Raw genomic sequence first — 18,360 nt, forward strand, 5'->3', positions numbered from 1 at the left:
TACTTATCACTCACCACTTTTTAATTCTTTCATAATGCAATTTAACTGGCACTTTCTTTCTTTCTTTCTTTCACAATACAATTTCATTGGCACTGACCAGGTTATTTTCGAAGTTGTCAAGATTAACAATAGTAGTATCGGCAATGTTCTCCAGCGCCGTTTTTGTTAGAAATGCCTGATGACTGGTGATCAGGACGTTTTTGAAGGTCATAAGCCTTGCAATAACATCGTCCTGTAATATGTCCTCGGAATGATCCTCAAAAAAGAGTCCTTCTTCTTCTTCATAAACATCCATCCCGAAGTATCCTATTTTGCCGGTTTTCAGTCCTGCTATCACATCTTTCGTATTCACCAGTGCCCCACGACTTGTATTGATCAGCATGACCCCGGGTTTCATCAGGTCGATGCTGTTACGTTTTATGAGATAACGCGTTTCGTCGTTTAGAGGTGTATGTAGAGAAATAATGTCTGCAGTTTTGCATACTGTTTCGAAATCGGTGTACTTCATGCCATAATTCTTCACAAGGTCCTCATTGGGATAGCGGTCGTAGCCGATAAGCGTGCATCCGAAAGCGCTTAGAATCTTTGCTACAATAGATCCTATTTTCCCCGTGCCCAGGATGCCTGCGACCTTACCATTCATATCAAAACCCGTGAGGCCTTCCAGTGAAAAGTTGCCCTCTGTAATTCGATTATGTGCACGCACGAGCTTGCGGTTCAAACCAAGCATGAGTGCTACGGTGTGTTCAGCGACGGCATAAGGTGAATATGCCGGAACCCTTGCCACACGTATGCCCAGTTCCTTCGCTTTCTTTATGTCAACATTATTGAAGCCCGCAGATCTCAAAACAATAAAGCGTATACCTGCTCCATGTAAATAGGTAAGTACTTTCTCCGAAGCATCGTCGCTTACAAATAGACTCACAGCGGTGCACCCGTTGGCAAAAACTGAAGTTTCTTTGGTTAATCGTGCGTCGATAAATAACAGTTCATGTTTGTCACCGTTTGCCTGTTCCAGAAATGGTCTCTCAAATTTGTGGGAACTAAATACTGCTGTTTTCATTTGTTGATTTTAAAAGTTAATTGTTTCGCTAATCCACTTTATGAACACAGCGAATGGAAAGTTAACGCTTCCTGATGTTTTGATAATAAGAAAGGCCCTGATTACTCAGAGCCTCCGTTGATATTATACGTGTTGTAAAGATTAAAACCCTTTGCCAAGGCTCCAGCCTTCCCGGTATGTGCGTTTTACAAACTGATTTGCATCGTCAAAGTTTGTGATCTTCATATTTGTTCCATCCCACAGGAGTTTCTTGCGACCAGGATAAACAAAACCCCGACCGTTTGCACCTGGCTTGCGAAGATTGTAACTTCTGATCGCGAGGTTACCCATTAATATCGCTTCTGTAAGTGGTCCGGCAAAATCGAAGGAGGAAGTTAATCCTTTATGTAAGGTAGATCCGAAACCTGCTTTACAAGCCTCTGCCCATTTGGCCTGGTGTCCGTTCTCCGGAAGCCTGACCACGTTAGGGTCGTTTTCTGCTTTGGGCATTTGTATCTTCTCACCATTATTCTTATAGATACGCGGATTAATACCGTAAGTCTCGCAAACCATGATACCCTTGGTACCGATCAGCAAAACGCCGTTGGAACTATCTGGTTCACCTAATGGATCATCGGCAGGGATAAGATCCGGATGGAATGGTCTTAATCCTCCATCCTGCCAGTTTAATTTTACAATTGATTTATTTTTCTTTGAAGCCGGAAATTTCAGTTGTACCAAAGATGAGGGCGGGCATCCTTCGGGGATATATTCGGCATTCCAGTCTTTGATAAAGACCTGGCCGACGCTGCATTCTACCTCTGTCGGATATCCGAGTCCAAGTGTACGATATGCCGGGTCAAGGAGGTGACAGGCCATATCGCCGAGGGCGCCGGTGCCAAAGTTCCACCAGCCTCTCCACTTGAAGGGATGGTAAAGCGGATGGTAATCAACCATAGGGGCGGTTCCGACCCAAAGATCCCAGTTCTCGGGGGTCATGGTGTCCGGTAGTTTAGGTTTATCAGTAGGTACCGGGATGCCTTGTGGCCAGACCGGCCGGTTGGTCCAGACGTGGGCCTCGCTTACTGTTCCGATAAGCCCCTTATCGAACCATTCACCCATTTGTTTAGTTCCTTCGCCCGACGCTCCCTGGTTACCCATCTGGGTGACTACTTTATAGTTCCTGGCCGCCTCGGTCAGCATTCTTGCTTCATAGATATCATGAGTGAGCGGTTTTTGTACGTAAACATGTTTACCGAGTTGCATAGCAGCCATCGCTATAACAGCATGCATGTGATCTGGTGTGGAAACGGTTACGGCGTCAATCCCTTTTTCTGTTTCCAGCATTTTCCTGAAATCGGAATAACGTTTGGCATCAGGAAACTTTGTAGCGGACGCTTTACCGCTCCCCCAATCTACATCACACATGGCAACCACATTGTTCGCTCCCTTGTTGAAAGCATTGGCCAGGTCCGAGGTACCTTTACCACCTACGCCAACACCTGCAATATTTAGTTTATCGCTGGGCGAAATATAACCTTTGCCGCCTAGCACATGCCTTGGAACAATATAGAAACCTGCGAGCGATAAGGCCGTATTTCTTATAAATTTTCTACGAGAATTTGGATTATTTTCCTTCTGTTTCATGGAAGCAATTTTTTTTATGCGCAAAATCAAATGACCCCCTGAAATTACACAAAATGCACCAGTTACATTCCCACCGGCAAAAAATGTTTCTGCTTTAGATACCTTTCTAAAAGGTCGCCCGGTAATATTTTATTTTCAGCATTAATCATAAAAAAAATGTACCTTTTACTACTCCTTATTTTTAACGTATTGGTTGACCTTAGGTTAATAATTACTCTATAAAAACTACAGCTTCCTCCTTAGTAGCAGGGAATAAAGTTATCTAGCCGAGTTTTTATACCAGCGTAATTATAGTTATGGAACTTAAGGGAAATAGAATTATCAATGCCGTTCCTTCTAAAGTTTGGGAGCTGTTAATGAGTCCCGACTCACTGTCCAGGGTAGTGCCTGGTATTTCCACCCTGGAACCTATAGCAGAAAATTCCTTTCTTTCCTCAATCAACATCAAGATTGGACCGGTCAACGGTACATTCTCCGGAAAACTACAACTGGAAGACATAGTCGATCAAAACAGTTTCACACTAAAGACGCAACAGAACAGTAAGATTGGAAATGCCAATGCCGCCCTGAACATTAAGCTTGATCCGGTTGATGGCAATCAGACAAAGGTCACATTTGATGGTGACGTTAAATTATCAGGTATGATGGCTGCCATGGGGCAGCGTATTGTAAGCGGAGTTGCAAATACCCTTACAAATCAGTTTTTCAATAATCTGCAAAACGAAATTACTGCATCGAAAAAAGATTGATGGGATAAAGAATGTAGTGGCCGCTGAAGAATTGCGGGAAGCGTTTTGCTGAAAGTCGAAGATTACAGAAATGGGTTTCTCAATTATGTAATTCAGGAAGCTATAGATTAACGCTATAAAAAAATCTTTAACCTAAATCCCAAAAATATGCAGATCAACGTAAAGGTCAACGGCCTGGAATATAGCCATGAGGTCGAACCAAGATTGTTGCTTGTCCATTACCTGCGCGATGTGCTTCGGCTAACGGGCACACACATAGGTTGCGAGACCAGTGTTTGCGGTTCCTGTACTATACTGGTCAATAATAAAGCCACGAAAAGTTGTACCATGCTTGCCGTACAGGCAGATGGCACCGAAATTTTAACCATCGAAGGATTGGCAGAAAATGGTAGTCTGCATCCCCTGCAGGAGGCATTCAAAGAAAATCACGGACTTCAATGTGGTTTTTGTACGCCCGGTATTATCATGACAGCTGTGGATTTTTTACAAAGCTTCCCCGATCCTTCAGAGGAGGAAATACGTCACGCCCTGAAGGGCCATCTATGTCGTTGTACCGGTTATCACAATATTGTCAAATCAATTAAGCACGCTGCTGAAAACATGAAGGAGGTAAACGTATGAGTACTACAAATGGAATAATCGGTCAATCTGTTAAACGGGTTGAAGATAAAAGATTCGTTACCGGTAAAGGACGTTATACCGACGACATTGTATTGCCGGGTCAAACATATGCTTCGTTCGTACGAAGTCCTTACGCACATGCAAAGATTATCAGTGTTGATGTAGAAGCTGCAAGGACTATGCCTGGTGTTGTTGCAATATTCACCGGGGCCGATGTGGCTGAAGTTAACGGCGTGCCTTGCGGATGGCAGGTGAATTTTAAAAACGGTGACACGATGAAGGAGCCTAAACATCCCTTGCTGGCGGTTAACAAAGTCAGGCAAACAGGTGATCCGGTCGCTGTGGTGATAGCCGAAACGCGCGACCAGGCGAAAGACGCGGCGGAAGCTATCAGCGTAGAATATGAAGAATTACCCGTTGTAGTTAATGCGATGGAAGCAACGAAACCCGGCGCTTCACTGGTCCACGATGATGTGCCCGGTAACATTTGCTTTGACTGGACATTTGGTAATCCAAGGGAAGAGGTTGATCAGGCAATTTCAGAAGCAGCACATGTAACTAAGCTCGAATTTGTAAATCAGCGGCTGGTCGCAAGCGCTATTGAACCCCGCAGCTACATCAGTTCCTATGATGCGGCAAACGAAAGGTATACCTTGTATACAAGTACGCAGGCCCCGCATCTTATCAGGCTATTGATGTGTGCATTTGTGTTGGGTATACCTGAACATAAGGTCCGTGTTATTAGTCCTGATGTTGGAGGAGGTTTCGGAAGTAAAGGCTTTCACTATACGGAAGAAGCCCTGTTGACCTGGGCAACGAAAAAAATTGGACGTCCAATAAAATGGACCTCCGAGCGAAGTGAAAGCTTTCTGCTCGATGCTCATGGAAGAGACCATATAACGACTGCCGAGATGGGCTTTGATAAGGATGGAAATATAACGGCATTGCGAATAGACACCTTTGCAAACCTCGGAGCTTATCTATCTACTTTTTCCACCTGTGTTCCAACTTATCTTCATGGAACCTTGCTCCAGGGTCTGTACACCACTCCAAAGATCAATATTGATCTCACTGCCGTTTTTACTAACACTACACCGGTTGATGCGTACCGCGGTGCCGGACGTCCGGAAGCGACATACCTGATCGAGCGTCTGATAGACCTCGCTGCCCTTGAGATGGGCAAGGACCCGGCAGAACTGCGATTCAAAAATTTTATCCCGCCATTTGATGGGGTCAATCAACCTGGATATCAAACGCAGGTAGCACTGCAGTATGACAGCGGAAATTACCATGGAGTACTCACCAAAGGCCTGGAGATACTTGGCTATGCAAAATTCAGGGAAGAACAAAAAGTGGCATCCGAGAACGGAAAACTCCTGGGTGTTGGATTCTCGACCTATATCGAAGCATGCGGCCTCGCCCCATCTTCGGTTGCGGGTGCACTGGGTGCAAGGGCAGGGTTATACGAAGTGGGACATGTTCGCGTGCAGCCCACAGGTAAAGTCAGTGTCTTTACCGGGTCCCATTCACATGGACAGGGGCATGAGACCACCTTCGCACAAATAGTAGCAGATAAACTTGGTATTTCAATGGAAGATGTGGATATAATTCATGGAGATAGCGACAGCGTAGCCTTTGGCATGGGAACTTATGGTTCCCGAAGTCTGGCCGTGGGTGGCACAGCCATTGTAAAAAGCGTTGAAAAAATTATCGAAAAAGGGAAAAAGATTGCCGCGCATAAACTGGAGGCCAATGCAGATGATATAGACTTCGCCTCAGGTAAATTCACTGTCAAAGGCACCGATAAATCGGTGGGCTTTGGTGACATTGCATTAACCGCTTACGTTCCGCATGTTTATCCGAAGGACCTTGAACCGGGGCTCGATTTCAATACCTTTTATGATCCCACCAATTTTACTTATCCTTTCGGATGTCATATCGCCGTAGTGGAAGTAGACAAAGAAACCGGGGAAGTCAGGCTGAAACGCTTTATCGCAGTTGATGACGTTGGTAATATCATCAATCCAATGATCGTGGAGGGTCAGATTCATGGCGGGCTTGCGCAGGGTATAGGACAGGCTTTGTTCGAAGGTGCAGAATATGACACGAACGGGCAGTTGACAAATGGATCTTATATGGATTATTGTATTCCCCGTGCCGACGACCTGCCTATGTTTGAGACCACCCACCAGGTGACGCCATGTCCTCACAATCCACTTGGAGTGAAAGGCGCCGGCGAAGCAGGAGCGATCGGGTCAACCCCGGCCGTTGTAAATGCGGTCATCGATGCGTTGTGGAGTGGTGGACATAAAATAAAAGATATCCGCATGCCTTTAACAAGTGAGCGCGTGTGGAAAGCTATGCAAAACTCTTAAATCATTACCATGATACCAGTCGCATTCGAATATCAAAAAGCAAAAACTGTTGAAGACGCCATTGCAGCGTTATCCGGCGGCCAAAGTAAATTACTTGCCGGGGGTTACAGCCTTCTGCCTTCAATGAAGCTTCGTTTAAACCAGCCGGCAAAACTTATTGATATAGCCGGCATTCCATCTCTGAAAGGAATAAAAGAAGAGAATGGCCATATTATTATAAGTGCAGGTACCAGCCATCATGATATAGGCAACAATGATATCATCCAAACAAAACTTCCCTTTTTTGCGGACGCTGCAGGTATGATCGGTGACGTGCAGGTGCGTAACCGTGGTACAATGGGAGGTAGTCTCGCCCATGCGGACCCTGCTGCTGACTGGCCCGCGCTCGTGCTTGCTGCAGATGCCATTGTGGATGTAATGGGTAGCGCCGGAACAAGAAGTATCAAAATCACGGATTTTTTCACAGGCTTGTTTTCTACCAGCCTCCAGGATGGTGAAATCATTACAGCAATAAGAATCCCGGTGCCAGAGCCGGGTTCTAAGATGGTGTACCTGAAGTTTTCTCATCCTGCTTCCAGGTTTGCCATAGTTGGGTGTGCGGTGCTCCGTTACCCTGGCGAAAAAACAAATATTGCATTTACGGGAGTTGCTGAAACCCCGTTCAGGGATAGCGCAGCAGAACTGGAAGTTTCCGGCAAACCATTGGACGAATCAAATATAGAAGCTTCGGCCAAAGCTGCGGTGCAGGGCGTTAATGTACTGAGTGATAATTTCGCATCGGAAGAATACCGTACACACTTAGCCAGGGTGTATTTGAAACGGGCATTAAACTCCTTGAAGTAATTTCACTGAGATCATAATTCTTTAGATGGATAGTAGTCAAAGTCATAACATCGGGCTGCATGATATAAAAAATATGTTGCTCGGGCAGGGATATATAAGTGATGAAAGTGTATGTATGTCCGTTTTTCTTTCCCTGGAACTGAATAAGCCTTTATTGATTGAAGGCCCGGCCGGGGTAGGGAAAACCGAAATTGCCAAGGTGATGGCCACCGCTATGCAAACGGATCTTATCCGTTTACAATGTTATGAGGGACTTGATTCAACGCATGCCTTATACGAATGGAATTATCAGCGCCAATTGTTGCATTTGAAAATGGTCGAACACAACGGGCAGTCAGTAGATGAAAAAGAAAAAACCATTTTCAGTGATGAGTTCCTTATGAAAAGACCGTTGTTGCAGGCAATTACGCATCACCGGAAACCTGTTCTACTGATTGATGAAGTTGATCGCGCAGATGAAGAATTTGAGAGCTTTTTACTGGAAATTTTAAGTGACTGGCAAATAACGATTCCCGAAACCGGCACTATCAAAGCAACACATATTCCACAGGTAATTTTAACAGGTAACAGGAGCCGTGAGCTATCTGAAGCATTACGGAGACGTTGTCTCTACCTTTATATTGACTACCCCGATTTTGAAAAAGAATGGACCATTGTTACCAGCAAAGTCCCTTCCATCGATACACGCTTAGCTGAACAAATCTGCCGGTTTATGGAAATGCTGCGTACACTCAAACTCGAGAAAGGTCCCGGTATCTCGGAGACATTGGATTGGGCCATGGCTTTGTCTTCGCTGCATATTGATCATCTTGATAGAACAATTATTGAACAAACCCTGGGAGTAATATTAAAGGACTGGCGTGATACAAGGCATGTGCAAACATCCCTGGGTGACATACTGGAGAAAACAGGGGTCCATTCAACAATATTTAATAAATGATAGCACGGCATACCTCCATCTCCAAAAACATTGTGCAATTTTGCCGGTTTCTCAGGTATCGTGGTTTCTCCATAAATGTTGACAGAGAATTAATGGTCCTGGATGCCTTGCGTTTCATTGATTTCACAAACCCAATGGTCTTCAAATCGGCCCTAAAAGCCGTATTAACGGGAAGCCGGAAAGAATCAGAAGAATTTGAGCATCTATTTAACGAGTATTGGAAAGAGTTAGCTAAAGCGATAGACTCAAAAGTAAAGCATGAAACTAAACCGGTCGCTAAGCCAGCAACCCAGGCCGCTTCATATAAGGCGCTGAAATCATGGTTAAACGGAAACCAGAACAAAGAAACCGAGGAGATGGCATCTTATAGTGTTACCGAGCATCTGTCCCGTAAAGATTTTTCTTTAGTTCCTGCCGATGAAATACCTGAGCTGATACTTAGTATAAAAGCGTTATCCAGGCGTTTTGCGGCAGACCTTAACAGGCGATACAAAAAGTCTGACAAAGTGAACCGTCCGGATATCAGGAGAACACTGCGAAAAAACATGCGGCTTGGTGGAGAACTGCTTAGTATTGCTTTTAAGAAACCCGTGCGCAACAGGATCAGACTTTTATTGGTGTGCGATGTAAGCAAGTCAATGGAATTATATTCGTCTTTCCTGCTCCAGTTTATGTTTGCGTTTCAGCAGGTATTCAGCAGGATAGAAACATTTGCTTTCAGCACATCGTTGCATCACATCAGTGGAATATTGAAACAGCATGATTTTGCGGGAACCCTTCATCAATTAAGTTCAGAAAATAATAGCTGGGGCGGCGGAACAAAAATCGGTGAAAGCCTTCATAGCCTTGTAACCGGTTATTCCCGCTTCCTGGATAAACGTACCGTAGTGATCATTCTCAGCGATGGCTGGGATACAGGCCAGGTTCCGTTGTTGGCAAAAAGTATGCATTTGATCCACTCAAGATCTAAGAAAGTAATCTGGCTAAATCCACTGGCGGGTTACCGGCTGTTTTCTCCCGATACAGCGGGAATGCAGGCTGCCATGCCCCATGTGGATGTGTTCGCACCTGTGCATAATTTAGCGAGCCTTAAGCATTTAATTAAATGGTTATGAAGTAGAATAGCTGCTATTACATGCCTATGAGGTAAAATAGCTGATGTTACATGGCTATGAGGTAAAATAGCTGATGTTACATGGCTATGAGGTAAAATAGCTGCTGTTACATGGCTATGAAGTAGAATAGCTTCTGTTACAGGTGTAGCTGAAAAAAACAAATGCCATGACGTAAAATAGTTTACGTTATAAGGTTCATTGCATAGCAGTCAGCAAATAAGAAAGCCTGCAAAATTTACTTTGCAGGCTTTCTTATCTATTGTAATAAAGTTGTATCACGAGGGGTGATCATCACTAAATATTTTTCTTACTCGCGGAAGTTATAACGCAGGGTTATTCCATAAGTACGCTGATCGCCAAGCACCGCGGCATAGTGACCAGCATTGCCACCCGCAGGTAATAGTTGTTCATAATAATTTTTATCAAACATATTACGGACCCAGATGAAAGCAGACAGCCCATCTGTTGTTCTGAAACCAACCCTGCTATTGAACAGTGCATATCCATCGATGTTCAGGTAAGCTGATGGAGACGGACTGGATGAGAACGATGACCGGAAATACCCATCCAATGCAAGGAAAAACTTCCCAGGTTTGCCAAAAAATGCGGCAGGCGTATTGTATTCCGATCCGAGTGATCCGGCCCATTTTGAAATACCTGGAAGTACACCTCCCGAAATATCTTTGAAAGCCAGCTGTAATCCGTTTTCAGTTGAACCTGTTTCTTCAAGGGGAAGCGGTGCATTTGTGAATTTTAGATACTCGGCTTCAGTATAAGCAAGTGCTCCGAAGAATGTAAAGTGCTTTTGGGTTCTGAAATTTGCATCTACCTCGAAGCCACGCACCCTTACTTCTTCAGCGTTGGCAATATATCCCCGGTTTACGCCAAGCTCAGGTGATTGTACATTCGTCTGGTAGTTGTCAATATCAGTATTGTGTACCGTTACGTTCAGGGTAAAGTTATCAAACGGTGTAGACTTTATGCCCACTTCATAATGCTTTACATCTTCTGGTTTTATTACGGCCAGGTCCGTTGCGGGTGCCCCATTGACCGTAGGTAAGCCGGCTACGTTTACACCTACCGGCTTGAAGCTGGTAGAATAGGTAACAAAAGTGTTCAGCCTTTTATTTGGGCGGTATGCAAGGGTAAGCTGATAAGTGAGGTTGGTCTCATCCGCGTCTGCAACATAAGCCTGACTGGTGTATACACTGTTCTTCAAAGCAAGCAGGGCAGGATCTGTGGTTTGAAGTCCGCCGGCTGCAACCCGGTCATACACTACGTCTTTTTTGTCATAGTTGAGGCGCAGCCCCGGTAACACGTGCAAGCCCTTTACCACTTCCCAGTCAACATTGGTGAAGGCGGCGGCACTCTGGGATTTTATGGATGCTTTGGTATAGATACCATATCCTTCAAAGAGGCCTGGTGTTTTCCAAAGACTGCTGGTGGAACTTTGTGAGAAGCGCCACTGAGCTGAACCGGATTCTTCTGTACCATCGATCTTTACCTCCTGGTCAATATAAAACAAGCCGATTACCCCACTCAGTTTTGGCGATAACTCACCAGCGTACCGTATTTCCTGCGACCAGTTGCGATGTTCCGCAGGGTTCTGTGATTTCGCCAATGCCTGCAGGCCTGTAAAGTCGCGGTCATTGGAAGGATCCCAGTTCCAGAAGCGTACCGCTGTGGTGGAAGTAAGTGTTCCGGGTCCCAGCTTTGTTTCTGCATTTATCGAAGCACCGCCCAATTCATTGCCTGAGTTCCATGGTGTATCATGATCGATCTTACGGTCAAACGCATTTAATGTAGGTAACGCATAGTTGAGGTCTTTAATGATGGCGTCAAACTGGCGATAACCTGCACGTTTGGTCTGCACCACTCCGGCAACAACCTGTGCGTATCCATCCGGACGCTGACGCGACGCATCTGCTGCAAGTATGATTGAAGTGTTAGCTGAAGGTTTATATAAGATCTGGCCACGAAAGCCAAGATTGTTTATATCATTTGTATACTTTCCGGTTCGGATATTTTCAACAAGACCATTACGTTGGGTACCGGAAAATGAAAGCCTTGCCGCAAACTTCTTGCTCAAAGGTCCGGTGACAGAACTCTTTGCCTGGATATATCCAAAGTTACCATAGCTCACTTCAAAATTGGCCGCCGGGGTAAAGCTTGGTTTTCGAGTAGTTATATTGAACGCACCTGATGTGGTGTTCTTGCCGAACAAAGTTCCCTGTGGACCGCGCAAAACTTCTATCCGCTCCACATCAATAAAGTCAAATGTAGCGGCTGCGGGTCGTGCATAAAACACTCCATCAACATAAAAACCGACACCTGGATCCAGGCCATCATTGGTCAGACCGAATGGAGATCCAAGTCCCCGGATATTTATTCCGGTATTACGCGGATTTGATGTATAAAGCTGTACGGACGGTACAAATTCTTTAACCCGGTTCACATTAAATGCGCCCGCATCTTCCACCTGGGCACCTGTCACTACTGACACCGGGATGGGTACATCCTGTAGCAATTCGCGGCGGCGCCTCGAGGTGATTACAACAGTATCCCTCTGAAACAGGGCCTGCAGTTGGATGACAATATCATTTGTGGTACTGTTCCTGATCACTCTTTCCTGCCTTTCGTATCCCGCAGAAGTAATAACCAGCGTATATGGAAAGTTTTCGGTGACAACGAGCGAAAAGGCTCCCACAGAATCTGCGACGGTGACGTTCGAGTTGTTTTTAACTGCTATTGTGCTAAATGGTAAGGGAGAACCGGCCTCATTAACTACGCGCCCTCTCAATTGGGCAAATGTAAGTATGGGTAATAGTAATCCGGATAATAATAAAATTCGTTTCACTGTTTTAAGATTGGATGTATCCACTTCGGTTAAGTTGTATGTCTATCAATTTAGTAGACTATGTAAGCAAAAAAAATGTAAGACCTTATTTTTTCAATGTTAAGAGTAAGACACTACATCGTGAAACGCACCAGTTTGATGAACGCATAGCAAATTTTTAAATTATTTATTTGCAAACATAATGGTTTTTTAATAGTCCATAAAATTAATAGACTTATTTTTTATTATGGCTAACGACTGTTAGTTACCCTCACCGGGTATTCCGGACCCTTGCACGCAGGCCTTACGATTAAAAACAAAAGTTGCGGCACCTGCGTGGCGATTTTGTCTAAAACAGCCCGCTAATCTGTCTCATAGTCCCCGTCAGCATTCAGATACCGGTCTTAAATTTGGGTTAGCCTGGTATACAAGGACACCATTTATTAAGGAAGGTTTCCTGTAAATACAGCTCATCAACTTGCAAAGTCGCTTAACAATATATTAGTGATATGCTTAACAATAAAACACTGTAAGATGAAAAATCAGGACTTTACAACAACTATTGTAGTAGATCAATCTCCGGATCAGGTCTTTAATGCACTTAAGAATCCACAGAACTGGTGGTCGGGTGAAATTGAAGGGAAGTCATCACAAGTCGGTGATGAATTTACTTATCAATACAAGGAATTTCACGAATCGACGCAAAGAGTGGTGGAAATGATCCCGAACAAAAAGGTAGTGTGGCTTGTGACGGAGAGTGCAATTAATTATGCAAAGGATAAAAAGGAATGGACAGGTACAAAGATCGTTTTTGAAATAACTGAGTCTGACAATAAAACGCAACTCCGCTTTACACATGTTGGCCTTGATCCCTCCATTGAATGTTTCGATAGCTGTTCCAATTCATGGAGCATGCTTATTCATCAAAGTTTATTTCACCTGATTACGACGGGCAAGGTAGACAAACCGGTATTGGCTTAGATTTTTTTGAAGGATGGAGACTTGTTACCTGGCCAGCAAAACCGAAACGTTTTTGCTTTCGAGGTTGCTGGTCACAATATCAGGCCGGCCATCGGCATTGAAATCTGCCAGGTCAAGATGCCAGGTACCTTTACCTGTTAATAATGGTGATCCTGGAGCATGCGTAAACAGTCCTTTTCCATCACCCAACATTACGCGAACGCCGTTATTAGCCGCTGCCAGGACATCGGGATATTTATCACCGTTTACATCGGTGATTGCGACGTGCCATGCGCTGTGACCAAGATCAAACGGAGAACCGATCACTTCCGTAAAATCACGATTTTTATTACCTGTGAGCACAGTCAGTTCATTGCGTTCGGTGTGAGTCATCACCAGGTCCGCGATGTTGTCATTGTTGATATCAGCGATGGCAACATACCACGGACTAGCCGTACGGACCAGAATATCTTTGCGATTGAAATTACCCCGGCCGTCTCCCAGTAATAGGGTAACTATCTGTTTGGAGCGGTCCGAGGTAGTGGACACAATATCGGGATGTTTGTCCCCGTCAACATCACCAATGGTGAGCGGATAAGGTGAGAGAGCAACCTGTAACGGTGAGCCGGGACCAGGAATAAAACTTCCATCTTTATTTTGAAGCATTACAGAGACATCATGGTCCGAACTATTCGCAGTCACAAGGTCCACTAATCCATCATGGTTAAGGTCCGCAGCTCCGAGTCCGTGGGTATGTGGATCCTTGCCATTTCTCATGATGACGGTTGAACGTGAGGCAGTATCAAAATTTCCATTACCATCTCCCTTAAGGATGTAAACGCGGTAACTGTCATGACTACCAACGACGATATCAGCTTTGCCATCATTATTCATATCGCTCACCACGATTTCGTTCGGAGCCTCCCGCATGGTTAATTTGCTGCGGGCCGTAGTCTCAAACCTGCCACCACCTTTGCCTGCGTATATCGTTAATGTGCGTGTTTGGCCACAAGTAATAATAAGATCTGCTTTGTTATCATTGTTCAGGTCCGAAGCCACGATGTTTCCCGGTCCGCAATTCATCGCAACCGGTGAGCCGGGAGCGGACTCAAAGATTGGCGGCTTTGGGATTTGGGACAGGCAGGAGCAGCAGCTGATCCAAAAGATACCGGTTGAGATAATCGAAACTTTTTTTCCTTTGTTTCCGAAGCTGGTTGTTGAAGTCATTATCGGGTTTTTTTTAAGATAGTTCGGTCACAAATTCAGTAACAGCAACCTTGCCTGGAAAATGATTTGATGAATGACATGTTTTTCTTGATCACCAGTTGGGATAACTTTTCCGGGTTGCTGAAGCTGCGGTGGATGTATGGTACAAAAGAAAGGCCCTGATTGCTCAGGGCCAGTCTCAACAAGATTAGTTATTTTAATCAGTGTCTCCCTTATCATCGCAACCACATTTATTGAGCGTTACTTTGAGTACCTGGCCGCCGCCGATCGCGAGAGGACCGAAGCCAATATTTGAAACGTATAGATTTTCATCGGGCCCATAGGTTAAACCTGTCGGCAATGAAAAGCCGGTAGCTATTACTTCTTTAAGGCCATGTTTGTTAACGCGTACGATCCGACCGAGACCAGGTGCTGGAAACTGCGACCCGACTGTGTTCTCTAAAACATACATGTTGCCCTTTTTATCGTGGGTAAGACCCAGTATTGTTGTAAAGCCGGAGGCCCATTCCTGTATGTCGCCGCTTAAACTGACCTTATATATTTTCGAACTACCATTAACAATCGGAAAAGTATTGAGGTTTCCAATAAAGAAGCTACCGTCAAGATAATCGACCACAGTTGGTACAATATGTCCTTTCGCGGCGGAGATGTCTATAATGCGGGAAACAGTTCCGTTGGAGGAAATTTTTACAAGCTGACCCTGGTTTGCTTCTACTGCATAAAAATCATTTCCCACGTTTATCATGCTGTACCAGTCACCATCGGGCTCAAAATCGCCAGGGTTGGGATTCTTGACCGGGTTTTCCATTAGGAATTTACTCAGGTTTGCAATGGGCGTCCAGGTATCATTGGGTCCGATCCTGATAACAGCATTGGGAATTGTGGGAACTCCATGCGAACAGCCCCCACCTGTGAGTAAAGCATAAAGGGAATTGCCAACAAGAGCAACATCTCCCACGCCAACGACGTCACCAAGGGCATTGGTGGCAGATGGAAGTTTGTCTGTAACCGTTGCCCGCCCCCCGTTTGTGCCAATCACTGATATACGGCCACCTGTAGGGCTTCCGAGTACCGGTCCGACGGGGGGAGGAACCTGCTCACACTGTCCCGCAGTGGACATTGTACCACCAAGGCCACCTTCGGCAACATACAATTTTCCATTCGGTCCGAATTTGAGGCCACGGGGGTTATTTAACCCGGTGGCGTAAACCGTCACCGTTGCCGGGGCTCCTTTCGAATCATCGCAGACTTCATGTTTCTTGCAACCGCTGGCAAGGACCATCATCAGGGATATGGCTGACAAGCGCCATACGTAGTGTTTAAGCATAAAGACCTCCTTTGTTTTATTGAATGGATGAAATGCCTTAAACTATGTATGAATGTTAAACCAGAACAGAAGAAAGGTGTAAGAATGGATAGTGGATGATGTGTCTCGTTGAATTCACATGTACGAAGAGAGTTAGATGTGAATATAGAAATCAGCAGGATAGGGACTGGTATTGACAAGAGGAAAATTAACTGGTGCCATTAATCTTTCTTAAAATTAATAAGAAATATAATGATGATGAATAATCCGGATAAAATTTTTTGTCATTTGAGCGAAAAAACTTGCGGGTCATGGTTAAGATACTGAGGGACAAAACTATGTCATCATTATTTCTATTTCCGGATTACTTTTTTGCTCACCCGGCTCAGTGTTTTCGGTTTGAGCCTTACCTGGTATGCGATCATATGTTGTGGGAAGCTCTGAACAAGACCAGGTTATAGAGCAGTAAAGTTCGTATAGCGTTAATCCGATAAAGCACTGATAATAGAAGTTAATCTTTTTTGCATTGCAGAGCAACCTGTCTAAAAACACTCAGTGAGAATTCCGGATAGAACATGAATTAGAAGTTGTACCCTTTAATCGTTTGAAGTATTTTTATCCATCAACTCCCGCCTATGTATATCAGCCTGATCCGGTTTATTCAGTTAGTTTGTATTTGTGCAATAACCTTTTCCTGTGCCTCTGGACGGCGATCAGCAAGTACAGCTGCACCTATGGAGGCCCGCGCGGCAAGAGAATTCCGCGCAGCCTGGATAGCCACGGTTGCGAACATTAACTGGCCAGGTAAGCCGGGTCTTTCAACAGATGAACAACAAAAAGAGGCTATAGCATTACTTGATTTCCTGAAAGAGCATCATTTCAATGCAGCTATATTCCAGGTTCGACCGCAGGCCGATGCGTTGTATCAGAGCTCGCTGGAGCCATGGTCATATTATCTTTCTGGCACACAGGGAAAAGCACCCGATCCATATTATGATCCATTGGCATTTTGGGTAGAAGCGGCTCATGAGCGCGGACTCGAACTGCACGTGTGGCTAAATCCATATCGTGCACATCATGTGGCAGGAGGTGCACTGAGTGACAGCTCCATGGTAAAGAGAATGCCGGAACAAGTTGTAAAACTCAAAGAAGGGTATTGGTGGTTCGATCCTTCACAAAAAGCAACGCAGGACCATGGCGTAGCCGTAGTGATGGATATCGTGAAAAGGTATGATATAGATGGTGTGCACTTTGACGATTATTTTTATCCTTATCCATCTTATAATGGCAATGACGACTTTCCGGATAGTGCAAGCTTTGCCAGGTACCGATCAGGAGGTGGCAAACTGGCAAGGGGCGACTGGCGTCGGGAAAGTGTAAATACTTTTATTCATCGCCTGTATGATAATATCAAAGCAGAGAAAAAACATGTCAAGTTTGGGTTGAGTCCTTTCGGCATCTGGCGGCCGGGCTATCCTGCTTCTGTTGCCGGGTTTGATCAGTACGACCAGTTGTATGCTGATGCGAAACTCTGGTTAAATAAAGGCTGGATCGATTATTTTTCTCCGCAGCTCTATTGGCCGGTTTCCCGGTTGCCACAGAGTTTTCCAGTGTTGCTTGGCTGGTGGTCCGATGAAAACAAAATGAAACGGCATCTCTGGCCGGGGATCAGCGTTAGCCGTGATACCAGTGCGAAATCGACGACCGAAACCCTGAATCAAATCATGATCTCCCGGGGCATGCTTCCAAAAAGCAACGGAGTAGTGCACTGGAGCATTTCTTCTGTTACGAAAAATCCAAACATGGCCAGGATGCTGATTGAAGGACCTTACCGGGAACAGGCTCTGGTTCCCGCGAGTCCATGGTTAGATAATAAAGCACCCGAAGCACCGGTTTCCAATCTTGTTCAACAGGAAGATGCCGTCACCCTGACCTGGAAACATTCAAATGAAAAGGATGTATTTCACTGGGTAGCTTATTATCAATATGGTAAAACGAAGGGCTATACTATTTTAAATCGCGGTGACAGGCAGCTCAGGCTGAATAAGCTGCGGGGAAAAGATAAGCTCAACAGTGTGGCCATAACAGCTGTTGATCGTATGGGGAATGAAAGTGTTGTTAAGACGTTGCATCCTGACCTGGTGGCCATCGTACCAAGGTCCGGATGGAAGGCCAATGAAGCGAGGCCTTATAAACAACAGGTACCGGTTCGGATCACTGTTCATCATGAGGGAGGGAAGGTGCTCGACTCCTCTGCTGACGGCGGGCAAAGGTTAAAGAACATCCAGGTCTGGAGTATGGGCAAGGACCGCAACTGGACAGATGTGCCTTATCATTTCCTGATTGCTGCCGACGGTACGGTATATGAAGGTAGAAACGTAAACACTGTGGGTGAAACCAATACGGAATTTGATCCCTCTGGTCATTTGCTGATCTGTTTCCTTGGTAATTACGAGCAACAGCAGTTGAATCCGCAACTGCTGGATGTGTTGACGCGTCTCATTGCACACTTCTGCCAAAAATATTCAATTTCCCCGGACACCATTTCAACGCATCGCGATAATAGTACTCAGACATCCTGTCCCGGAAAAAACATCTATCCATATTTTGCGAATGGGTATATCAAAACAAAGGTTAAGGAATTATTGTTGCAATCTTCTGCAGCAACTGTGGTATCCGCCGTTAATTGAGAATGATTG

Annotated in this window: 13 protein-coding genes; 8 read left to right on the top strand and 5 right to left on the bottom strand. The window is 45.0% G+C overall.

Features of this window, described 5'->3' with window-relative positions; translation table 11 throughout:
* Positions 1-70 precede the first annotated feature (70 nt).
* Positions 71-1,063 carry a 2-hydroxyacid dehydrogenase gene (locus tag ACX0G7_RS05595; protein WP_458922445.1) on the bottom strand — a complete coding sequence of 331 codons (993 nt, stop codon included), beginning with the start codon at positions 1,061-1,063 and terminating at the stop codon, positions 71-73.
* A 141-nt stretch (positions 1,064-1,204) separates the two neighbouring features.
* On the bottom strand, positions 1,205-2,689 hold the full coding sequence (locus tag ACX0G7_RS05600) for a Gfo/Idh/MocA family protein (protein WP_458922446.1): 1,485 nt from the start codon (positions 2,687-2,689) through the stop codon (positions 1,205-1,207).
* Between the two features lie 296 nt (positions 2,690-2,985).
* Between ACX0G7_RS05600 and ACX0G7_RS05605 the strand changes: the two genes are divergently transcribed.
* The 6 genes from ACX0G7_RS05605 to ACX0G7_RS05630 all read left to right on the top strand — a co-directional run bounded on the left by ACX0G7_RS05605 (position 2,986) and on the right by ACX0G7_RS05630 (position 9,332).
* Positions 2,986-3,438, top strand: coding sequence for a CoxG family protein (locus ACX0G7_RS05605; RefSeq protein WP_458922447.1), 453 nt, complete (start codon positions 2,986-2,988; stop codon positions 3,436-3,438).
* Positions 3,439-3,585: 147 nt separating this feature from the next.
* Positions 3,586-4,059, top strand: a complete 474-nt coding sequence (locus ACX0G7_RS05610; RefSeq protein ID WP_458922448.1) for a (2Fe-2S)-binding protein — start codon at positions 3,586-3,588, stop codon at positions 4,057-4,059.
* Complete coding sequence (locus ACX0G7_RS05615) at positions 4,056-6,434, top strand: xanthine dehydrogenase family protein molybdopterin-binding subunit (protein WP_458922449.1); 2,379 nt, start codon at positions 4,056-4,058, stop codon at positions 6,432-6,434. Before ACX0G7_RS05610 ends, ACX0G7_RS05615 begins: the two co-directional genes overlap by 4 nt.
* A gap of 9 nt (positions 6,435-6,443) precedes the next feature.
* Positions 6,444-7,277 (top strand): FAD binding domain-containing protein, encoded by an 834-nt coding sequence (locus ACX0G7_RS05620; RefSeq protein ID WP_458922450.1) that lies wholly within the window; start codon positions 6,444-6,446, stop codon positions 7,275-7,277.
* A gap of 25 nt (positions 7,278-7,302) precedes the next feature.
* A complete protein-coding gene (locus ACX0G7_RS05625; RefSeq protein ID WP_458922451.1) occupies positions 7,303-8,217 on the top strand; it encodes an AAA family ATPase in 915 nt (304 codons plus the stop codon).
* A complete protein-coding gene (locus ACX0G7_RS05630; RefSeq protein ID WP_458922452.1) occupies positions 8,214-9,332 on the top strand; it encodes a vWA domain-containing protein in 1,119 nt (372 codons plus the stop codon). The genes ACX0G7_RS05625 and ACX0G7_RS05630 overlap by 4 nt, the downstream gene beginning before the upstream one ends.
* A gap of 307 nt (positions 9,333-9,639) precedes the next feature.
* On the opposite strand, the gene ACX0G7_RS05635 is transcribed toward ACX0G7_RS05630, so the two are convergent.
* On the bottom strand, positions 9,640-12,189 hold the full coding sequence (locus tag ACX0G7_RS05635; protein ID WP_458922453.1) for a TonB-dependent receptor: 2,550 nt from the start codon (positions 12,187-12,189) through the stop codon (positions 9,640-9,642).
* Between the two features lie 513 nt (positions 12,190-12,702).
* Between ACX0G7_RS05635 and ACX0G7_RS05640 the strand changes: the two genes are divergently transcribed.
* The gene (locus tag ACX0G7_RS05640) at positions 12,703-13,149 is read left to right on the top strand and encodes an SRPBCC family protein (protein WP_458922454.1); all 447 of its coding nucleotides are present in this window, start codon (positions 12,703-12,705) and stop codon (positions 13,147-13,149) included.
* Positions 13,150-13,173: 24 nt separating this feature from the next.
* Here ACX0G7_RS05640 and ACX0G7_RS05645 read toward each other — a convergent pair whose 3' ends face one another.
* Together ACX0G7_RS05645 and ACX0G7_RS05650 are read right to left on the bottom strand one after the other, a co-directional pair.
* Positions 13,174-14,355, bottom strand: a complete 1,182-nt coding sequence (locus ACX0G7_RS05645; protein ID WP_458922455.1) for an FG-GAP repeat domain-containing protein — start codon at positions 14,353-14,355, stop codon at positions 13,174-13,176.
* Positions 14,356-14,551: 196 nt separating this feature from the next.
* Entirely contained in the window at positions 14,552-15,682 is a 1,131-nt protein-coding gene (locus ACX0G7_RS05650) for a ScyD/ScyE family protein (protein WP_458922456.1), read from the bottom strand.
* A gap of 713 nt (positions 15,683-16,395) precedes the next feature.
* Between ACX0G7_RS05650 and ACX0G7_RS05655 the strand changes: the two genes are divergently transcribed.
* The gene (locus ACX0G7_RS05655; protein ID WP_458922457.1) at positions 16,396-18,351 is read left to right on the top strand and encodes a family 10 glycosylhydrolase; all 1,956 of its coding nucleotides are present in this window, start codon (positions 16,396-16,398) and stop codon (positions 18,349-18,351) included.
* Positions 18,352-18,360: the final 9 nt, after the last annotated feature.

The sequence above is a fragment of the Flavitalea antarctica genome (genome assembly GCF_054461535.1).